This is a genomic window from Arthrobacter sp. PvP023, from assembly GCF_017832975.1.
Classification (GTDB): domain Bacteria; phylum Actinomycetota; class Actinomycetes; order Actinomycetales; family Micrococcaceae; genus Arthrobacter.
Map to the genome: position 1 here is coordinate 2,263,055 of NZ_JAFIBI010000001.1, position 16,275 is coordinate 2,279,329.

General features: G+C 65.6%; 15 protein-coding genes and 1 tRNA gene. 10 read left to right on the forward strand and 6 right to left on the reverse strand.

Translation table 11 applies throughout. The annotated features are described in order from the left end of the window. The first annotated feature begins 206 nt into the window (after positions 1-206). The 5 genes from JOE31_RS10395 (at position 207) to JOE31_RS10415 (ending at position 5,195) form a co-directional block, all read left to right on the forward strand. On the forward strand, positions 207-563 hold the full coding sequence (locus JOE31_RS10395) for a YraN family protein (protein ID WP_011692316.1): 357 nt from the start codon (positions 207-209) through the stop codon (positions 561-563). After that, a complete protein-coding gene (locus JOE31_RS10400; RefSeq protein WP_209743958.1) occupies positions 564-2,108 on the forward strand; it encodes a YifB family Mg chelatase-like AAA ATPase in 1,545 nt (514 codons plus the stop codon). It begins immediately after the preceding gene. A gap of 10 nt (positions 2,109-2,118) precedes the next feature. Continuing rightward, on the forward strand, positions 2,119-3,303 hold the full coding sequence (gene dprA / locus JOE31_RS10405; RefSeq protein WP_209743961.1) for a DNA-processing protein DprA: 1,185 nt from the start codon (positions 2,119-2,121) through the stop codon (positions 3,301-3,303). A 126-nt stretch (positions 3,304-3,429) separates the two neighbouring features. Further along, on the forward strand, positions 3,430-4,356 hold the full coding sequence (locus JOE31_RS10410; RefSeq protein WP_209743964.1) for a tyrosine recombinase XerC: 927 nt from the start codon (positions 3,430-3,432) through the stop codon (positions 4,354-4,356). Positions 4,357-4,691: 335 nt separating this feature from the next. Beyond that, positions 4,692-5,195, forward strand: coding sequence for a DUF3145 domain-containing protein (locus JOE31_RS10415; RefSeq protein ID WP_011692312.1), 504 nt, complete (start codon positions 4,692-4,694; stop codon positions 5,193-5,195). 149 nt (positions 5,196-5,344) lie between these two features. Here the strand turns inward: JOE31_RS10415 and fabF are convergent, their stop codons facing one another. The 6 genes from fabF to aceE all read right to left on the reverse strand — a co-directional run bounded on the left by fabF (position 5,345) and on the right by aceE (position 13,394). After that, entirely contained in the window at positions 5,345-6,583 is a 1,239-nt protein-coding gene (gene fabF, locus JOE31_RS10420) for a beta-ketoacyl-ACP synthase II (RefSeq protein WP_209743967.1), read from the reverse strand. A 159-nt stretch (positions 6,584-6,742) separates the two neighbouring features. Continuing rightward, a complete protein-coding gene (locus JOE31_RS10425; RefSeq protein ID WP_011692310.1) occupies positions 6,743-6,988 on the reverse strand; it encodes an acyl carrier protein in 246 nt (81 codons plus the stop codon). A gap of 122 nt (positions 6,989-7,110) precedes the next feature. Further along, on the reverse strand, positions 7,111-8,172 hold the full coding sequence (locus tag JOE31_RS10430) for a beta-ketoacyl-ACP synthase III (protein WP_209743970.1): 1,062 nt from the start codon (positions 8,170-8,172) through the stop codon (positions 7,111-7,113). After that, entirely contained in the window at positions 8,169-9,098 is a 930-nt protein-coding gene (locus JOE31_RS10435; RefSeq protein ID WP_209743973.1) for an ACP S-malonyltransferase, read from the reverse strand. The genes JOE31_RS10430 and JOE31_RS10435 overlap by 4 nt, the downstream gene beginning before the upstream one ends. Positions 9,099-9,185: 87 nt before the next feature. Continuing rightward, positions 9,186-10,430 carry a CdaR family transcriptional regulator gene (locus JOE31_RS10440; RefSeq protein ID WP_209743976.1) on the reverse strand — a complete coding sequence of 415 codons (1,245 nt, stop codon included), beginning with the start codon at positions 10,428-10,430 and terminating at the stop codon, positions 9,186-9,188. Positions 10,431-10,625: 195 nt separating this feature from the next. After that, complete coding sequence (aceE, locus tag JOE31_RS10445; protein WP_209743979.1) at positions 10,626-13,394, reverse strand: pyruvate dehydrogenase (acetyl-transferring), homodimeric type; 2,769 nt, start codon at positions 13,392-13,394, stop codon at positions 10,626-10,628. A 395-nt stretch (positions 13,395-13,789) separates the two neighbouring features. Between aceE and JOE31_RS10450 the strand changes: the two genes are divergently transcribed. The 5 genes from JOE31_RS10450 to JOE31_RS10470 all read left to right on the forward strand — a co-directional run bounded on the left by JOE31_RS10450 (position 13,790) and on the right by JOE31_RS10470 (position 16,220). Then, entirely contained in the window at positions 13,790-14,209 is a 420-nt protein-coding gene (locus JOE31_RS10450; RefSeq protein WP_043482300.1) for a DUF3052 domain-containing protein, read from the forward strand. Next, positions 14,206-14,718 carry a peroxiredoxin gene (locus JOE31_RS10455; RefSeq protein WP_374100832.1) on the forward strand — a complete coding sequence of 171 codons (513 nt, stop codon included), beginning with the start codon at positions 14,206-14,208 and terminating at the stop codon, positions 14,716-14,718. Before JOE31_RS10450 ends, JOE31_RS10455 begins: the two co-directional genes overlap by 4 nt. 4 nt (positions 14,719-14,722) lie before the next feature. Further along, the gene (locus JOE31_RS10460) at positions 14,723-15,643 is read left to right on the forward strand and encodes an NAD-dependent protein deacetylase (protein ID WP_209743982.1); all 921 of its coding nucleotides are present in this window, start codon (positions 14,723-14,725) and stop codon (positions 15,641-15,643) included. Between the two features lie 110 nt (positions 15,644-15,753). After that, a tRNA-Val gene (locus JOE31_RS10465) sits at positions 15,754-15,829 on the forward strand. 100 nt (positions 15,830-15,929) lie between these two features. Next, a complete protein-coding gene (locus JOE31_RS10470) occupies positions 15,930-16,220 on the forward strand; it encodes a hypothetical protein (protein WP_011692302.1) in 291 nt (96 codons plus the stop codon). The last annotated feature ends 55 nt before the right edge of the window (positions 16,221-16,275 follow it).

Sequence of the window (16,275 nt, forward strand, 5' to 3'; positions counted from 1 at the left end):
GGCACATCTGGAGCAGCCATGCCGGCTTCTACGATGAGCGGCCGCACCAGTCTGCCCACTGCATGAGATGCGGAACCCGTGCCTAGCCGTACTTCCCGGATCCAACATCTCCTCCACAGCACCCGATTAGCAGGCTTTCCCACATAGCGGCGTTCGCTGCTATGCCCGCCTCCGCGCCCTCCCGCAGTCTGGTGGCGGAGGTAAGAATGAGAGCCAAAGACTTGCTTGGCCGGCGCGGGGAAGAACTAGCCGCCGGATATCTGGAATCACAGGGCATGCGGATCGTGGACCGTAACTGGCGCTGTTCCGAAGGCGAAATCGACATCGTGGCCCTTGACGGCGATTCGCTCGTCATCGCCGAGGTGAAAACGCGGAAGTCCCTCGCGTACGGGCATCCCTTTGAAGCCGTCGGCGTTGCCAAACTGGCGCGCTTGCACAGGCTTGCATCGGCATGGTGCCGAGACCACGAACTGCGCATGCCCTGCCGCCGCGTCGACGTGGTTGCCGTCCTGGACGACGGCGCCGGCCAGCCGCGCGTGGAGCATCTCAGGGGGGTGGGGTAGGTGGCCCTGGGCAGGACGTACTCCGTGGCGCTCGTGGGACTCAATGGGTACATCGTGGAAGTTGAAGCTGACATCGGCCAGACTCTCCCGGCCTTCGTGATTCTCGGTTTGCCGGACGCTTCGCTGAACGAAGCCAAGGAACGGATCCGGTCGGCCGCGCAAAACTCCGGCATTCCGCTGAGCCGGCGCAAGATCACCGCCAACCTCATCCCTGCGTCGCTGCCAAAACGGGGCTCGGGTTTCGACTTGGCTATCACCATGGCGGTTCTTCGGGCCGCAAATGACATCCACTCAACTGAACGGACAATCTTCATCGCTGAACTGGGCCTTGACGGCAGGCTCAGGCCGGTCCGCGGCATCCTCCCCGCCGTGATGGCCGCCGTGCAGGCGGGCTACCCGGACATAGTGGTGGCCCAGGCGAATGCGGCTGAGGCCGGCCTTGTACCCGGCGCCCGCGTACGCGGCTACAAGACACTTGCCCGACTTGCCTGTGACTTCGGGGCTGATCCGATGGAGCTTGCGCTTGACTTCGAACCCGAAGACGAGGCATGCTCCGGCGAAGCTGCGGCCGGACCCACCGTGGCACCGGACATGTGCGATGTGTCGGGCCAGGGGGAGGCCCGGAGGGCACTCGAAGTCGCGGCCGCGGGTGCCCATCATCTGCTCCTGTCCGGTCCGCCCGGTGCCGGGAAGACAATGCTCGCCGAACGGCTCCCGGGCCTGCTGCCGGACCTGGCTGACACCGAGGCCATGGAAGTGACGGCCATCCACTCTTTGTGTGCCCTGCCGTCAGCCTCCGTGCAGCTCCTTCGACGGCCGCCGTTTGAGAATCCCCACCACAGCGCCACCGCCGCCGCCATCATCGGAGGCGGATCAGGGCTGCCGCGGCCGGGCGCCGCCTCCAGGGCACATCGTGGCGTGCTGTTCCTGGATGAGGCCCCGGAATACGAACGGCGTGTCCTCGATGCCCTCAGGCAACCCTTGGAGAGCGGCGAACTGGTGATCCACCGGTCCGCCGGTACAGCTGCCTATCCGGCAAGATTCCAACTCGTGCTGGCCGCCAACCCGTGCCCCTGCGGCAAGGCCTCGGGGAAGGGGCTCGATTGCACCTGCACCCCGATGATGCGGCGCCGCTACCTCGCCCGGATGTCCGGGCCACTCCTGGACCGGGTGGACATCCAGTTGCAGGTGGAGCGGGTTTCGCTTGCCGATTTCGGGCGTACCGGTGCGGAGGAAGACACTACTGCAATTGCCGCACGGGTCCGTGACGCCCGCCTGCGCCAACTGCAGAGGCTTCGGCCCCTTGGGCTGGAAACCAACTCCCAGGTGCCCGGCCGTGTCCTTCGCGGGGCATTGCGCCTTGCATCACCCACCACACGCATCCTGGACCACTCGCTTGAACGCGGTGTCCTGACTGCCCGCGGATACGACCGTGTTCTGCGCCTTGCCTGGACACTGGCGGACCTGGCATGCCGTGACACCCCGGATCTCGACGACATCGGGCAGGCGCTGGGACTCCGGCAAGCTGTCTCGGCTGCCGCCTGAAAGGAAAACGATGACTGACCAAGAACGCATATCCCGTGCCGCCCTATCGCGACTTATGGAGCCGCAGGACGCCGTAGGCCTGGCACTTGTCAGGGCGGCCGGCGCAGTGGACGCGCTCCGAATCGCCACCGGCCAACTGGGGTCCGGGCCGCAGCTGGAACAGGACGTCACGGCTTTGCTTGCGGAGAACGGGACAGCGAGCTGGCCCGGAATGAGCGCTTCGCTCAAGCGCTGGGCCCCGCGCATTCCGGACCTGGCTCCGGAGCGGGATCTCGCCACCATGCACCGGCTGGGCGGCCGGATGATCATGCCGTCCGATTCACTCTGGCCCGGGCAGTTGGCCGACCTGGACCTTCATGAGCCCATCTGCCTCTGGTGGCGCGGACTGGAACTCCCGCTGCCTGCGGCGGCGAAGTCCATCGCCTTGGTTGGTTCCCGCGACAGCACCAGCTATGGCGCGGCCGTCACGGGCGATCTGGCCTATTCGTTGGCACAGCGGGGCTTCACCATTGTGTCGGGAGGGGCTTACGGGATCGATGCGCACGCCCACCGGGCTGCGCTGGCCGGTGCCGGTGACACGATGCCCACAATCGCTGTCATGGCCGGGGGAGTGGACCGCTTCTATCCGTCCGGCAACGAAGACCTGCTCAGGACCGTCGCGAACCAAGGTGCCGTCCTGGCTGAAGTACCGCCCGGATCCGCACCCACCAGGTACCGGTTCCTGCAACGGAACCGCCTTATCGCTGCGTTGTCATCGGTGACCGTGGTGGTGGAGGCCCGCTGGCGCTCCGGTGCACTGAACACTGCCCACCACGCGGAAAGCCTGAGCAGGGCCGTCGGGGCCGTCCCTGGGTCCGTCCACAGCGCAAATTCCGCCGGGTGCCATCGGCTGATTCGCGAAGGGGGAGCCGTCTGCGTCACGGACGCCGGCGAAATCGCGGAACTTGCCTCACCCAGCGGCGAATCGTTGGCAGACGAGGCCCCGGCAGAGCGTGCCGACCATGACGGACTTACCCTGGAGGACCTCATCCTCCTGGACGCACTGCCGCTCAGATCCACCAGCTCAGTCGAAAAACTGACGTCGGTCGCGGGACTGAGTACTGAGGCGGTCAGGGCTGGGCTGGGCAGGCTGGGGTTGCTGGGGCTTGCCGAATCCGAACGCGGCGGCTGGAAACGGTCCCGGAAAGCCGGCTGACCGTATCCCTCCTGCCGGCCATGTGGCCGCTGCACTCGCTGCCGTCAGGCCTGCGAGTTCCGTTAACCGGCTGCCCCGGCTGCGTGGTTCCTTGATTGGCAGTCGAATAATGGGGAAAGTTGGACCGTGGACACTCCTGACCTCCCTCCGGCCCTCGCTGACGCCGCCCGCGGTTTCGGCCGCTACCTGGAAGGCGAACGTGCCAGGTCGCCCCACACCGTGCGCGCCTACCTCTCCGACGTCCAGAGCCTGCTCCAGGTGGCGGCAGCAGACGGTGCCACCAACCTCGCCGGGATCGAACTGTCCACGTTGCGGCGCTGGCTCGGCGCGCAGAGCGAGGCGGGCATGTCCCGGTCCACGCTGGCCCGGCGCGCCGCGACCGCCCGGTCCTTCACCTCCTGGGCGGTGCGTGAAGAGCTCCTGGGGTCCGATCCGGCGCTGCGACTGAAGGCGCCAAAGCGGGAACGAGCCCTGCCGGGCGTCTTGCACCAGAAACAGGTACTGCGCGTCGTCGACCGGCTGAAGGCGGCAGCTGAAGACGGCGGCCCGCTCGCCCTCCGGGACCGCGCAATGGTGGAGTTGCTCTACGCCACCGGCGTCCGTGTCGGGGAGCTGGCAGGCATGGACGTGGACGACCTCGATCCAGACCGGCGGACGCTCAGGGTTGTCGGCAAGGGCAACAAAGAGCGGACAGTTCCGTACGGGCTGCCGGCAGCAGTCGCCGTCGACGACTGGTTGCGCCGCGGACGTCCGGCGTTGGCAGTTACCGGGAGCGGTCCGGCACTGTTCCTCGGAGCAAGGGGCCGACGGGTGGACCAGCGGCAGGTTCGCACGGTGGTGAAAGACGTGCTGGACGCGCTGGGAGACACTGCTGCCACTGGACCCCACGCTCTCCGGCACTCCGCCGCCACCCATTTGCTGGACGGAGGAGCCGACCTGAGGGCAGTTCAGGAAATCCTCGGCCACAGCAGCCTGGCGACCACGCAGATCTACACCCACGTCTCGGTCGACCGGCTGCGGCAAAGCTACCAGCAGGCGCATCCGCGAGCCTGAAACGTATCCAGGGGCCGCCGTTGGGCCTCTCGCTCTCACGTTCGGCCCCGCCGGGGCCGCCTGCAGAGCCCCGCCAGCCGGAGTGCAGGATTTCTTGATCACTTCCGGCGCGCCGAATTGCACTGGCGTAATTAGGCGGGGTACGGCACAATAAGAATCACGCTCGGCAACTCTCAAGTCAGGCTTGAAGCTCGCCCTCAAGCGGTTTCAAGTTTCGCCGGGCACTAATTTCATAGTCTTGCAGGGACCACCGGCAGCATGCGGACCCGGCGCGGCAGACACACATCCAGGCAGAGGTCGTTGGGGAAGACGTACCTACAGCTATGGAGGATGGAATGTCTGTTGCAATGACCCGCGGTGTCTTGTTCGTTCACTCGGCCCCGACCGCCCTGTGCCCCCACGTTGAGTGGGCCATCGGGTCGGTCGTGGATAAGCGGACGGACCTGGAGTGGACTGCCCAGCCTGCTGCGCCCGGAATGTTCCGTTCGGAGCTTTCCTGGACAGGCAGCCCGGGGACCGGTGCGCTGCTGGCGTCAGCCCTACGTGGCTGGGCGCACCTGCGCTATGAGGTCACCGAGGAGCCGAGCCAGGGCGTGGATGGCGGCCGATGGTCACACACCCCGGAACTGGGAATCTTTCATGCCGTCACGGACGTGCATGGAAACATCATGGTCTCCGAGGACCGCATCCGCTATGCCTACGAGTCCGGTGCCGGCGACCCGTCCGCCGTCTACCACGAGCTGTCCCTTGCGCTCGGTGAAGCCTGGGACGAAGAGCTGGAGCCGTTCCGGCACGCTGCCGAGGGCGCTCCAGTACGCTGGCTACACCAGGTGGGCTGACCCGGCCCCCGCGACCCGGCCCCCGCGAGCGGATTCAGCGCAAGCGGACACAGCGCGGGCGGACACAACCGGATCGCTCAGCAATACCCTCCATAACGTAAGAGGCCCCTGCCGGACGGCAGGGGCCTCTTACTGTGAAATCGCGGACGCTAGATGCTGCGGACGGCAATGACGGCGTTGTGGCCGCCGAAGCCGAACGAGTTGCTTAGCGCCACGATGCTGCCCGAGGGCAGCTCGCGGGCGGTCTTCGTGACGACGTCCAGCGGAATCTCCGGATCCTGGTTTTCCAGGTTGATGGTTACGGGAGCCTTGCGCTCGTACACGGCCAGTACGGTCAGTACGGCCTCTACGGCGCCCGAAGCACCCAGCAAGTGACCCATCTGGGATTTCGTCGCGGAGACCGCCACGTTGTCCACGTGCGATCCCAGGGCGGCTCGAAGGGCCGTGTACTCGGGCTTGTCACCTACGGGCGTGGACGTCGCGTGCGCGTTGACGTGCACGACTTCCTCGGCCTGGATACGGCCGTCGAACATGGCCGCCTTCAGGGCGCGGGTGGCGCCCAGGCCCTGGGGGTCCGGCGCGGTGATGTGGTAGGCGTCTGCCGTCACAGAGGTTCCGGCGAGCTCGCCGTAGATCCGGGCTCCACGGGCAAGCGCGTGTTCCTCAGCCTCGATGACCAGGGCTCCGGCGCCTTCGCCCATGACGAAACCGTCGCGGCCCGTATCGTAGGGGCGGGACGCGTGCTCGGGATCGTCATTGCGACGGGAGAGTGCCTGCATCGAGGCGAACGCGGCAATGGGCATCGGGTGGATCGCGGCTTCGGCGCCGCCGCAGACCACGACGTCGGCCTTGCCTGAGCGGATGAGGTCCAGTCCGAGGTGCAGGGCCTCAGTGCCGGACGCGCAGGCGGACACCGGGGTGTGGGCGCCGGCGCGGGCGCCAAGGTCAAGGCTAACCGCTGCGGCCACGCCGTTGGGCATGAGCATGGGCACGGTCATGGGCAGAACGCGTCGCGGGCCCTTTTCGCGCAGGGTGTCCCAGGCGTCCAGCAACGTCCAAACGCCGCCGATGCCCGTTGCGAAGGCCACCGCCAGGCGGTCGTGGTCGACTTCGGTGATGCCGGAGTCAGCCCAGGCTTCGCGTGCGGCGACGACGCCGAACTGTGTGGACGGGTCCATGCGCTTTGCTTCCACACGGCTCAGGACATCCAGGGCGGGGGTGGAGGCGCGGGCTGCGAAGTGAACGGGCAGTTCATACTTCGCCACCCAGTCATCCTCGAGCGTGCGCGCGCCGGAGACGCCCTTCAGCGCGTTGTTCCACATTGTGGGGACATCGCCGCCAATGGGCGTGGTGGCACCCAGACCGGTAATGACTACTTTGCGTGCCATGGGATCACTCTCTATCGGTGCGCATGCCGTATCCGGGGAGATGCCTGGCCGGGGATGCGTGGGGAAAACTTGAGGTCATTCAGCGGTGCCCGGTCCGGGGCGCGTGGTCAGCGCTCCGGACCGGATACCAGTGCAGGCCGTTGCCGGCAGGAGCCAGGACTAGGCCTGTGCGTTTGCGATGAAGCTGACAGCGTCACCGACGGTCTTGAGGTTCTTGACCTCTTCGTCCGGGATGCGCACGCCGAATTTCTCTTCGGCGTTGACCACGATGGTCATCATGGAGATGGAGTCGATGTCGAGGTCCTCGGTGAAGGACTTGTCCAGCTCGACTGCTTCGGTGGCGAGGCCGGTCTCTTCGTTGACGATTTCAGCCAGGCCGGCCAGGATCTCTTCGTTGCTAGCCATTGATGGCTCCTTTTCTTGTTGTTGCCGGCAGGTACTGCCGGAAATGATTCAAGCCGCGGTTACGGCTTGCTTCGCGAATCCGTACTGTTCAGAACGTATTCAGTTGTGGGTAAAAGGTTCGGCTACGGGAGCACGATGACCTGGGCACCGAACACCAGACCTGCGCCGAATCCGATCTGTAGTGCGAGTCCGCCGCTGAGTTCGGGATTTTCCTGCAGGAGGCGGTGGGTGGCCAGCGGAATGGAAGCTGCGGAGGTGTTTCCGGCCTCAGCGATGTCCCGGGCCACCTTGACGGTCTCGGGGAGCTTGAGTTTCTTGACCATTTCGTCGATGATCCGCATGTTGGCCTGGTGGGGGATAAAAGCCACTAGGTCGTCAGCCGTGATCCCGGCGGCGTCGAGGGCCTGCTGGGCGACCTTGGCCATCTCCCAAACCGCCCAGCGGAATACGGTCTGGCCGTCCTGGCGCAGGGTGGGCCAGATGGCAGCGTCGGTTACCTCGGCCTCCTCGGCGCTCAGTGCGCCGGACTTGTTCGCGGCCAAGGCGAGTTCCCGCACATCAAGCAGCGAATGTGTCATGCCGATGGCATCCCACTTGCTGCCGTCCGAACCCCAGACCGAGGGACCGATGCCAGGGGTGTCGGATGGGCCGATCACCACGGCGCCGGCGCCGTCACCAAGCAGGAAGGAGATCGTGCGCTCGGTGTTGTCGATGACGTCGGAGAGCTTCTCGGCTCCCACCACCAGCACGTACTCGGCCGCTCCGGAGCGGACCAGGGCGTCGCCCTGGGCAATGCCGTAGCAATAGCCGGCACACGCAGCCGAGATGTCGAAGGCCGGAGCAGGCGTTGCGCCGAGGCGGTCTGCCAGGCTTGCAGCAGCAGATGGCGTCGCGTACGGGTGCGTAACAGTGGAGACGATGACGGCGCCCAGCTGGCTGGCTTCGATGCCGGCCTTCGCCAGGGCTTCGCGGGCCGCGCCTTCCGCCATGTCAATGACACTGACGTCTGCGGGGGCCCGGTGACGGGTCACGATGCCGGTACGCTGCCGGATCCATTCATCCGAGGAGTCGATCCACTGGCACACATCCTCGTTGGTGACGATGACGCTTGGCCGGTAGGCGCCAAGTCCGAGGATGCGGGTGTGTTCCCGCAGCGGTGCCTGCTTGAGTACGGGGGCGCTCATGCCTGTCCCTCCAGTTCTGCGAATAGTGCAAGGGCGGCGGTGAGATCGTCCGGGGTTTTGACGGCGACCGTCTTCACTCCGGGCATGCCCCGCTTGGCGAGTCCGGCCAGGGTTCCGGCCGGTGCAAGTTCAATGACTCCGGTGACGCCGCGCTGCACCAGCGTTTCCATGCACAGGTCCCAGCGGACCGGGCGGGAAACCTGGGCGATGAGGCTGCCGACTGCTGCGTCGCCGTCGGTCACTTCCTTGCCGTCAAAGTTGGACAGCAGCGGTACCTGGGGGTTCCGGGGCTTGAGCGACGGCTCCAGGGCTTCCAGGGCAGCGACCGCCGGGGACATGTGCGAGGTGTGGAAGGCACCGGCCACTTTCAACGGGATCACGCGTGCCTTGGCCGGCGGGTTCTCCGCGAGGGCCTTGAGCTGCTCGAACGTGCCTGCGGCGACGGTCTGGCCGGCACCGTTGACGTTGGCAGGCGTGGCTCCGGAGGCCTCAATGGCCGCCAGGACCTCGGCAGGGTCCCCGCCAACCACGGCACTCATGCCGGTGGGCGTGACGGCTGCTGCGGCGGCCATGCTGTTGGCACGTTCCCGCACGAAGGTCATTGCCTCGGTCTCGGTGAGGACACCCGCAAGCGCCGACGCCGTGATCTCGCCGACGGAATGCCCGGCGAGGATGACGGGCAGGGTGCTGAGTTCGACGTCGAACAGCGACTTGGCGGCCACCAGTCCGGCCGCAACGATCAATGGCTGGGCCACCGCCGTGTCCTTGATGGTTTCCTCATCCGACGTGGTGCCGTGTGCGGTGAGGTCGATGCCTGCTATTTCACTGAGGGAGGCCAAATGGCCTGCGACGGGAGGCAGTTCCAGCCAGGGGGCCAGAAAACCAGGGGTCTGGGAGCCCTGTCCAGGGCAGACGATTGCAAGCACGTATCCAGCTTTCCAAATTACCGCGTGATTCTCGGTGTATTCATGCACCAAGCTCACTGGGTCAGTTTGTAGGAAGTCTACAACGGTTCAGCTGCCGTTCCGGGACGGCTGGCGTTCGGCGGGTGCCTTGGGCGGCACGGAAAGCCGCCCCACCACGAGGGCTGCCTGCAGCACAAACGCCTCCCGGGGAAGGAGCGGATCCCAGCCTGTGACGTCACAGACGCGCTTGAGCCGGTAGCGGACGGTATTGGCGTGCACAAAGAGTTCACGGGCCGTTGCTTCCAGTGAGTGCCCGAGTTCGAGGTAGGTACCGAGGGTCTCCACCAGCCCGTTGGACGCTGCGATCAATGGCCGGTAGATGTTCTTGATAAGCGAGCGGCGGGCGGCATCGTCCCCGGAAATGACCCGCTCCGGCAGCAGGTCGTCGGCAGCAACCGGGCGCGGCGCCGAGGGCCACGCGCGTGCAGCTGTCAGCCCGGCGAAAGCCGACTGGGCCGAACTGCTCGCTTCCAGCAGGGAACCCGCTTCCGGCCCGTAGACAACAGGACCCGGGGCGAAGAGTTCGCTGAGTTTCAGGTAGGCGCTCTCCCGGTCCTGGACCCCTCCGAGGATGAGGATGAGCCGGTCGCCCTGGATCCCCACCAGCGCGTCTTCGGCGAACCTGCCGGCGGTCCGGCGCAGTTCGCTGACGTAGCTGGCGCTGGGTTCCGACGGCGAATTTCCCACCATCACGGTAAAACGTTCCTGGGCTTTCCAGCCGAGGGCGGCAATGCGGGACCTTAAGGCATCGGTATTCTCGCCGCGCAGGATCGCATCGACGATCAGGGCTTCCAGCCGGGTGTCCCAGGAGCCCCTGGACTCGGCCGCCCGGGCGTAGACGTCAGCCGCGGCAAAAGCCACTTCACGTGAATAGCGGAGCACGGCTTCACGGAGTGCGGGCTGATCCGCCTCCGGGGCGATCACGGGCACCTGGTCCTCCACCACCTCCACCACGATCCTGATGAGCTGGAGGGCCTTCTGCAGGCTGATGGAGCGGGTTAGTTCAGTCGGCGCGGTCCCGAAGACGTCGGTGAGGATCCACGACGGCGAGCTTGGCCGCTCGTACCAGGTCACGAACGCGGCAATACCGTTCTGGGCCACCATCCCGAGGGCGGACCGCTCATCGGAACTGAGCCGGCTGTACCACGGCAGCGATTTCTCCAGCTGGCGCATCGTGGTGGTGGACAGCTGCCCCACGCTCGCCCGGAGTTTCTTCAGCGTCTGGGCTTTTTCCGGCGTCAGGGCGCGCGAGGCGGGCTTGCGCTTTGCGGGGGTGGGGGTTGGCTCTGCCATGCATCGAGCATACGGTGCGCGCAGGCCAAGCTCCATTTGTGCAAAGGCTACAACTCGGTTTGCGCTGCGTCACAGGCCAGCCCGGTACGCGCAACACCCCGCCCGGTCAGGCCAAGACAGGGCAGCAACGACGACGGCGGCCCCCACCATTGGTGGGGACCGCCGTCGTCAATCTCCCTGGCTAGGGGCGGAACGTCAGGATTCGCCTCCGGCGTTTCCGGTGGAACCCGCGTTCACATTGTGCAGGCGGTACTTCTCAATGGCCTGGGCGGGAGCCTGGGCGTCAACTTCGCTGCGCCGAGCGAGCATCTCCAGTGAACGGACCACGATGGAGTGGATGTCGTTCTTGAAGAAGCGGCGGGCGGCGGCGCGGGTGTCGGAGAAGCCGAAGCCGTCCGCGCCGAGCGAGGCGAACTCGTTCGGGAGGAACTGGCGGATCTGGTCCGGGACGGCCTTCATGTAGTCCGTGACCGCCACGATGGGGCCGGTGGCCCCTTCGAGCTGCGCGGTGACGAACGGTACCCGCGCCGGCTGGCCCGGGTTGAGGAAGGCCTCTTCCTCGGCGGCCATGGCGTCGCGGCGGAGTTCGTTCCAGGACGTGACGGACCAGACGTCCGCGGAGACGCCCCAGTCCTCGGCCAGGATCCGCTGGGCTTCCAGCGCCCAGGGCACCGAAACGCCCGAGGCCAGGATCTGCGTGCGGGGGCCGTCAATCTTGGCCGGTGCGAGCAGGTAGATGCCCTTGATCACGCCTTCAACGTCCAGCTCTTCCGGCTCGGCCGGCTGGGTGATGGGTTCGTTGTAGACGGTGATGTAGTACATCAGGTTCCGGTCAGTGGAGTCCGGTCCGTACATCCGTTCGATGCCGTCGCGGATGATGTGGCCCATTTCGTAGCCGTAGGCGGGGTCGTAGGTGACGACTGCCGGGTTGGTGGCGGCGAGGATGGGGGAGTGGCCGTCGGCGTGCTGGAGTCCTTCTCCGGTGAGGGTGGTCCGTCCTGCGGTGGCGCCGATGATGAAGCCGCGGGTCATTTGGTCCGCGGCTGCCCAGAAGGCGTCGCCGGTGCGCTGGAAGCCGAACATGGAGTAGAACACGTAGACCGGGATCAGCGGTACGCCGTGGGTGGCGTAGGCGGTGCCGGCGGCGGTGAAGGCTGCGACGGCGCCGGCTTCGTTGATGCCGGGGTGGATCAGCTGGCCCTGGGCGGATTCCTTGTAGGCCAGGACCAGGTCCCGGTCCACGGAGAGGTAGTTCTGGCCCTTGGGGTTGTAGATCTTGGCCGTGGGGAAGAACGCGTCCATGCCGAACGTGCGTGCCTCATCGGGGATGATCGGCGCGATGTGCTTGCCGAACTCCTTGTCCCGCATGAGGTCCTTGAGCAGGCGGACGAACGCCATGGTGGTGGCTGCCTGCTGCTTGCCCGAACCGCGCTTGGCCACCTCATAGGACTTCGCGTCCGGAAGCGTGATGGCGGCATGCTTGCTGCGGCGCTCCGGAACGGAGCCGCCCAGCGCTGCCCGGCGCTCCATCATGTACGCGATTTCCGGCGCATCGTTGCCGGGGTGGAAGTACGGCGGCTGGTAGGGATCGCCCTCGAGCTGCTCATCCGTGATCGGGATGCGCAGGTGGTCCCGGAACGACTTGAGGTCGTCGAGGGTGAGTTTCTTCATCTGGTGCGTGGCGTTGCGGCCTTCGAAGTGCGGGCCGAGGCCGTAGCCCTTGACCGTTTTGGCCAGGATGACGGTGGGTTTGCCCTTGAATTCGGTGGCTGCCTTGTACGCGGCGTAGACCTTGCGGTAGTCGTGGCCGCCGCGCTTGAGGTTCCAGATCTGGTCATCGGTGAGGTCCGCGACGAGGTCCTTGGTGCGGGGGTCCTTGCCGAAGAAGTGTTCGCGGACGAACCCGCCGGATTCGGCCTTGTAGGTCTGGTAGTCCCCGTCCGGGGTTTCGTTCATGATCTTCACCAGCGACCCGTCGGAGTCCTTGGCGAGCAGCTCATCCCATTCCCGGCCCCAGACGACCTTGATGACGTTCCAGCCCGCGCCGCGGAAGAACGCTTCGAGTTCCTGCATGATCTTCCCGTTGCCGCGCACCGGCCCGTCCAGGCGCTGGAGGTTGCAGTTGATCACGAAGTTCAGGTTGTCCAGGTTCTCGTTCGCGGCGAGCTGGAGCAGGCCGCGGGACTCGGGCTCGTCCATTTCCCCGTCGCCCAGGAACGCCCAGACCTGCTGGTCCGAGGTGTCTTTCAGGCCGCGGTTGTGCAGGTACCGGTTGGACTGGGCCTGGTAGATCGCGTTCATCGGCCCGATGCCCATGGACACGGTGGGGAATTCCCAGAACCCGGGCATCAGCCGCGGGTGCGGGTAGGAGGACAGGGCATGCCCGGCCTTGGACTTTTCCTGCCGGAACCCGTCCAGGTCCTCCTCGGTCAGCCGGCCTTCCATGAACGCCCTGGCGTACATGCCGGGGGAGGCGTGGCCCTGGAAGAAGACCTGGTCCCCGCCGCCGGGGTGGTCCTTGCCGCGGAAGAAGTGGTTGAACCCGACCTCGTACAGGGTCGCGGCACCGGCGTAGGTGGAGATGTGCCCGCCGACGCCGATGTTCGGGCGCTGGGACCGGTGCACCATGACCGCGGCGTTCCAGCGCATGTACGCCCGGTAGCGGCGCTCGTATTCCTCGTTGCCGGGGAACGGTGCTTCCTGGTCCGCGGGGATGGTGTTCACATAGTCCGTGGTGGTGACCATCGGAACCCCGACGCTCTGGGCGCCGGCACGCTGCAGGAGACTGCGCATGATGTACTGGGCACGCTCAGTGCCCTGTTCCCTGATCAGCGTATCCAGGGACTCAATCCATTCGGCGGTCTCTTCCGGATCACGATCAGGCAGCTGGTTAGTCAACCCGCTGAGGATATGGGAGGTATCTTCTCCTGCAGCCACGTCCAACCTCTCTTTGCGCGCATGCATCGGCGCCCTCAGGTCCGGCAGGGTAACTGCCTGGCGTGAACGCGACGTGTGCGACGTATCGGTTACATCAGCCCGGTCATGTGCGCCGGGCAGGGTCCTATCACGTCTATGTCCTCTTAAAACCAGGGCGATCGCCCCGCCGGCATAGTCGTCATCAGCCACTCTAGCCGTGAGAGCTATCCGATGCGTAGCCGCCGCCTGACGTGCCTGTCGTATTTGACGTCATACTGGTTTGTGACGGAAAGCCGAACGGCCGGTCCGTCGCCAGGCCCTGATGTGACGCAGAATAAGTGGGATCGCGGGGGCAACAGCTTGAAGAGCAGGCACAAAGGGTGTTGGCTTGTAGTAATGGAAATCACTAGATTTATGCAGATGACTAAGCATTGGAGGAACACGTGAGCGAGGCCGACGCCGCCACTTCGGTAAATGTGGCGGAAAAATTGGGTTTCAAAAACGGGGATCTGATTCAGGAGTTCGGTTACGACGACGACGTCGACTTCGACTTACGTGACGATATTGAGGACCTGACCGGTTCTGAACTCCTTGATGAAGACGACCATGACGTGGTTGACGCCGTCATTTTTTGGTGGCGGGACGGCGACGGGGACCTGATTGACACCCTTATGGATTCCCTCACCACTTTGAGTGAGAACGGTGTGGTCTGGGTACTCACTCCGAAGTCGGGAAGGCACGGCTACGTGTCGCCGGCGGAGATTCAGGAAGCCGCACCCACGGCAGGGCTCCATCTCACTACTTCCGCGGGCGTTTCCAAGGACTGGAGCGCCACGCGCCTGGTCACCAGGAAGAACAAGTGACGCTGCAGCAACTGCAAACGGTTGACGACGCCGGTGCGGCCCCCGCTGTTCCCGAGGTCGGAGACCTGGCACCGGACTTTGAACTGGTCAATCAGTACGGCGAACCCGTCCGGCTGTCGGAACTGCGGGGACGCAACGTCGTCGTCGTTTTCTATCCGTTCGCCTTTTCCGGAATCTGCACGGGCGAGCTCTGTGAAATCCGGGACAACCTCTCCCTGTTTGAGGACGCGAATGCCACCGTCCTTGCCCTTTCCGTGGACAGCAAGTTCACTGTGCGGGCCTACGCGGAAAAGGAGGGGTACGGATTCGACCTGCTGGCTGACTTCTGGCCCCATGGGGCAGTTGCCGCCCAATACGGCGTCTTCGACCCCAATAGCGGCATGGCTCAACGGGGTACGTTCATCATCGATGCGGACGGCATCATTCGGTACGTCGTGGTGAATCCTCGCGGCCAGGCCCGCGACCTGGCCGCCTACCGTGCCGCCCTGTCGGAGCTCGGCGGGAACTGACCCAATGAGGCAGCGGCACCCCGGGCTCGGCATGACTGGCTTCGCCAGTCTGCCGCCGGTGGGTGCCGCCGCTCCTGCACCCGATGAGCTCGGTGTCCTCCGGGGCATCAGGGACACAATAGCCGGAACGCGCTTCGCGCTCCTCACCGGAGCCGGCCTCAGCACCGACTCCGGCATACCGGACTACCGGGGTCCGGATGCTGCCCCCAGGGCGCCGATGACCTACCAGGAGTTCATCGGACACGCCGGCAACCGCCAACGGTACTGGGCGCGCAACCATATCGGCTGGTCCCACCTGCGGCGTGCGGACCCGAACGACGGGCACGCGGCAGCGGCCCGGCTTGAGAAGCGCGGCCTGTTGACCGGCCTGATCACCCAGAATGTGGACCGGCTCCATGAGGACGCCGGGAGCGTCAACGTGGTGGACCTGCACGGCCGCTTTGACCGGGTGGCCTGCCTGTCCTGCGCGCGCCGCTACAGCAGGACGCTGCTGGCCGGAGTGCTGGAGGAGCTGAACCCGGGATTCCTGGAGCAGGCCCTGGCTGACGGTGTGGTTGAGATGGCTCCGGATGCCGACGCAACGGTGGAAGACTCGGACCTCATCCGCAGTTTCGTCGTGGCGCACTGCCCGGCCTGCGGGGGAACCCTCAAGCCTGACTTTGTGTACTTCGGCGAAAACGTACCAAAAGACCGGGTTGAACGCTCCTATGCCATGGTCGATGAGGCCGGCGCGCTGGTTGTCGCCGGATCCTCACTGACGGTCATGAGCGGGCTTCGCTTCGTCCGGCACGCCGCCAAGCAGGAGAAGCCGGTGGTCATCATCAATAGGGGAGCGACGCGCGGCGACGACCTTGCGACCATCAAGCTGGAGGCCGGCGTTAGCGAATCGCTCACGTGGCTCGCCGCCGAGCTTCCGGATCTGTGACGTGCACCTCACCCGCACGTTGAGACGGTTGCCGATTGGCTTTCTGCACGTTGCATCCGGTACAGTTGCTGTTCGTTGGTTGAAGCGCTGAGGCGCGGAAATCATCGTTTGGGTCTTTAGCTCAGCTGGTAGAGCGCCACGTTTACACCGTGGATGTCATCGGTTCGATCCCGGTAGGACCCACCACCAGAACCCCGTCATTGCAGGCTGAACAGGCCGCAATAGCGGGGTTTTTTGGGTCCAACGCCAAAGATACATTGTCGGACCCCGTCCATAGTGTGGCGGCATGGAACACATCATGATGAGGATGGCCCCGGACGGGCGGCCGCTCTCGATTCTCCGCGGCGGCCGCGAATGGACCATCGGCGCGGAGCCTGTCCGCTGGTTTGAGCGCGTGAGCTGGTGGGAGGCCGAGCGCAGGATGCCCAAGGGCCTGGGCAGGGTGGACATCGAGGTGTGGCGGGTCCAGGCAAGGCTGGGCAGGAACGAGAATTCGGCTCTGACCACCATGGAACTGATCCGCGACGGACTTGGCGGAGGCTGGCGGCTGAGGGAGGCTATTGCGGACGCCGCGTGATTCCCGGCCCGGCGATGCTGCCGGGGAATTGGAAAAGCCTTCCACCGCGGCTATT

Excerpts from the sequence above, each read along its gene's own strand:
- JOE31_RS10395 (WP_011692316.1), top strand. The coding sequence starts at position 207 with ATGAGAGCCAAAGACTTGCTTGGCCGGCGCGGGGAAGAACTAGCCGCC.
- dprA (WP_209743961.1), top strand. The coding sequence starts at position 2,119 with ATGACTGACCAAGAACGCATATCCCGTGCCGCCCTATCGCGACTTATG.
- JOE31_RS10415 (WP_011692312.1), top strand. The coding sequence starts at position 4,692 with ATGTCTGTTGCAATGACCCGCGGTGTCTTGTTCGTTCACTCGGCCCCG.
- fabF (WP_209743967.1), bottom strand. The coding sequence starts at position 6,583 with ATGGCACGCAAAGTAGTCATTACCGGTCTGGGTGCCACCACGCCCATT.
- JOE31_RS10425 (WP_011692310.1), bottom strand. The coding sequence starts at position 6,988 with ATGGCTAGCAACGAAGAGATCCTGGCCGGCCTGGCTGAAATCGTCAAC.
- JOE31_RS10430 (WP_209743970.1), bottom strand. The coding sequence starts at position 8,172 with ATGAGCGCCCCCGTACTCAAGCAGGCACCGCTGCGGGAACACACCCGC.
- JOE31_RS10440 (WP_209743976.1), bottom strand. The coding sequence starts at position 10,430 with ATGGCAGAGCCAACCCCCACCCCCGCAAAGCGCAAGCCCGCCTCGCGC.
- aceE (WP_209743979.1), bottom strand. The coding sequence starts at position 13,394 with ATGCATGCGCGCAAAGAGAGGTTGGACGTGGCTGCAGGAGAAGATACC.
- JOE31_RS10460 (WP_209743982.1), top strand. The coding sequence starts at position 14,723 with ATGAGGCAGCGGCACCCCGGGCTCGGCATGACTGGCTTCGCCAGTCTG.
- JOE31_RS10470 (WP_011692302.1), top strand. The coding sequence starts at position 15,930 with ATGGAACACATCATGATGAGGATGGCCCCGGACGGGCGGCCGCTCTCG.